This is a genomic window from Acinetobacter sp. L-24, from assembly GCF_056857555.1.
In genome coordinates, this window is the sequence record NZ_JBSXNI010000001.1 from 1 (window position 1) to 2,258 (window position 2,258).

The following is a 2,258-nucleotide window of genomic DNA, read 5'->3' on the forward strand; positions in this document are numbered from 1 at the left end:
TATTAAAAGCTGGTGTCCGACTTGTCTATCAAGTTAAAGATGATCAGGTAGTTATCCTGCTCATTACCGTCGGAAAACGAGCTGATAGCATAGTTTATGACGAAGCGAAAAAGCGAATTAAAGACTAAAAATGGGAGCTTAAAGCTCCCATTTTTGGCTTCGTATAAGGTGTATTATGTTAATTTTAGGAAAGGCTCTAAGACTAGCAGAATGATTATGTTAGTCTAGAGCCATATAATTAACATTATTGAAGTATTTTACATGGCAATTTTTCGACATTCTTCTGCACACTGACGGCAAGCCTCAGCACATTTTTTACAATGATCATGTGAATGTTTTTCACACTCTTCCGCACAATATTCACAGATCTTAGCACAAAGCTCACAAATCTCTTTGAGGAAAGGTGAGTTATGTTGTTGCATACGCACACATAACTGACAAATATCTGCACATTCTAGACAACGTTGAATACATTCACGCATCATCTCTAAATCTTTTTCTTTTAAACAAGAAGTTGCACATTCAGTACAAATAAGTGAACAGTTTGTACATGCAGAAATACACTTTGAAAATTCCGTATTAATCATTTTTTACTCTCAACTTATATAATCAAAGAAATAATTAAAACATAATTTTTTTCTACTAATTATTTTAAATTATTAGTAAATGTAATACATAATGTTAATTTATATGAATAATGTTAATTTTAACTAAATCTTATTTATATTCCAAATTATTAAAAAACAGTTTTTAATTAGGATAGATGATCAAGTATCAAAAGCAGCTATTCTTAAAATAACTACAATAATTTTATCACTTTAAAAATAGATTTTCCCTCTATTTAACATAATGGGCGTTATACGAAATGCATATTTTAAACACATAAAAATCAAATACTTGTGTTATAGTGATAATGCTCGACGATGTCGAAAAGCTGACTTGGAAACAAGTCGGCTTTTTTATGAGCAGTTTTGATACTTCTTGCTAATAAAATTGTTTAAAAAATGGTCAATTTTGAGGTTTTTCAAATTTTATCAATGCCTCAATGTCCAAAATTATCCACATTTTTTGTGGATAAAATTTAGGCTATTTTGTACGCCTGGGCTTACGTAAATTCCGGTTCTTTACGGCTGTCCAGGAAAGGTGAATTTTCCTATGATGAACTCATCGGGAACAGGAAGTTCCATACAAGAATAACAATAGATAAGCACAACAAGAATAACAATAGATAAGCACAAGGACTGTAAGGTACGACAGGAGTTATACCGAGCGAACCAATACGAAAAACCCCGGCAGGATGCCGGGGTTTTTTATTGCCTATCCTTTCTCATTTGCAAAACAAACATAATGCCCCTAAAATATAGACTATAATCTATATTCTGGTTATGGTATGTGGACAGTCATTACGACAGATCTATTTAATCAGTGGCTTGAACAGCAAGATGAACCTACACAAGAGAAGGTCCTAGCTGCCCTGGTTGTTCTACAGCAGCAGGGACCGAGTTTAGGCCGTCCTTTAGTAGATACTGTGTATGAGTCTAAATTTACCAATATGAAAGAACTGCGTGTTCAACATCGCGGTAGACCCTTAAGAGCTTTCTTCGCATTTGATCCCTTACGACAGGCTATTGTTCTATGTATTGCTGATAAAGGCGGTAAAAAGCGTTTTTATAAAGACATGCTGGATATTGCAGATGAACAATACCAACTTCATCTCACTACCCTAGGAGATAAATCTAATGGCTAAGACTCTGCAAGAATTGTTAGCTAGCCGCTCTCCAGAGAGCCAAGCCCGTATTCAAAAAATGGCTGATGAATTACTGCTAGAAAATCAGCTTCATCTTATTCGTGAAGAACTCGAAATTTCTCAAAAAGAGCTTGCTGAAACTTTGGGAATAAAACAGCCATCGCTTTCAGCAATAGAAAATCGTGGCAATGATCTTAAGATTTCAACCATGAAAAAGTATGTTGAGGCAATGGGTGGGAAGCTCCGTATTGATGTAGAGCTTCCAACAGGAAAACATATAGGATTCAACGTTTAACAATAAAAATGGGAGCTATAGGCTCCCATTTTTAGATTCGTATAACGTTGAACCCAACGGTATGCTCCTGAAATAGAAAAACGTTTACGCTGGTATTGGCGTAATCCTACAGATCTGAGCTCGTGGCATATTGATGAAACCTATGTAAAAGTGAATGGACGATGGTCTTATCTGTATCGTGCAGTCGATCAACGTGGCGATACCATTGATTTTTAT

3 protein-coding genes and 2 pseudogenes are annotated in these 2,258 nt (G+C 35.2%); 4 read left to right on the top strand and 1 reads right to left on the bottom strand.

The window, feature by feature from the left end; all coding sequences use genetic code 11:
* Positions 1 to 128: pseudogene (locus AC13CK_RS00005) on the top strand (type II toxin-antitoxin system RelE family toxin); the annotation flags it as partial.
* A 129-nt stretch (positions 129 to 257) separates the two neighbouring features.
* Here the strand turns inward: AC13CK_RS00005 and AC13CK_RS00010 are convergent.
* Entirely contained in the window at positions 258 to 587 is a 330-nt protein-coding gene (locus AC13CK_RS00010) for a four-helix bundle copper-binding protein (RefSeq protein WP_016658833.1), read from the bottom strand.
* An 803-nt stretch (positions 588 to 1,390) separates the two neighbouring features.
* Between AC13CK_RS00010 and AC13CK_RS00015 the strand changes: the two genes are divergently transcribed.
* From AC13CK_RS00015 to AC13CK_RS00025, 3 genes and pseudogenes are all read left to right on the top strand, one after another.
* Positions 1,391 to 1,747: a type II toxin-antitoxin system RelE/ParE family toxin gene (locus AC13CK_RS00015; RefSeq protein WP_004668307.1), complete on the top strand. Its 357-nt coding sequence runs from the start codon at positions 1,391 to 1,393 to the stop codon at positions 1,745 to 1,747.
* Positions 1,740 to 2,042, top strand: a complete 303-nt coding sequence (locus AC13CK_RS00020; RefSeq protein ID WP_001140620.1) for a helix-turn-helix domain-containing protein — start codon at positions 1,740 to 1,742, stop codon at positions 2,040 to 2,042. Before AC13CK_RS00015 ends, AC13CK_RS00020 begins: the two co-directional genes overlap by 8 nt.
* A 54-nt stretch (positions 2,043 to 2,096) precedes the next feature.
* Positions 2,097 to 2,258 (top strand): annotated as a pseudogene (locus AC13CK_RS00025) (DDE-type integrase/transposase/recombinase); the annotation flags it as partial.

What these genes read in the sequence shown, in the direction of transcription:
- AC13CK_RS00010 (WP_016658833.1), bottom strand. Translation starts at nt 587, where the DNA reads ATGATTAATACGGAATTTTCAAAGTGTATTTCTGCATGTACAAACTGT.
- AC13CK_RS00015 (WP_004668307.1), top strand. Translation starts at nt 1,391, where the DNA reads ATGTGGACAGTCATTACGACAGATCTATTTAATCAGTGGCTTGAACAG.
- AC13CK_RS00020 (WP_001140620.1), top strand. Translation starts at nt 1,740, where the DNA reads ATGGCTAAGACTCTGCAAGAATTGTTAGCTAGCCGCTCTCCAGAGAGC.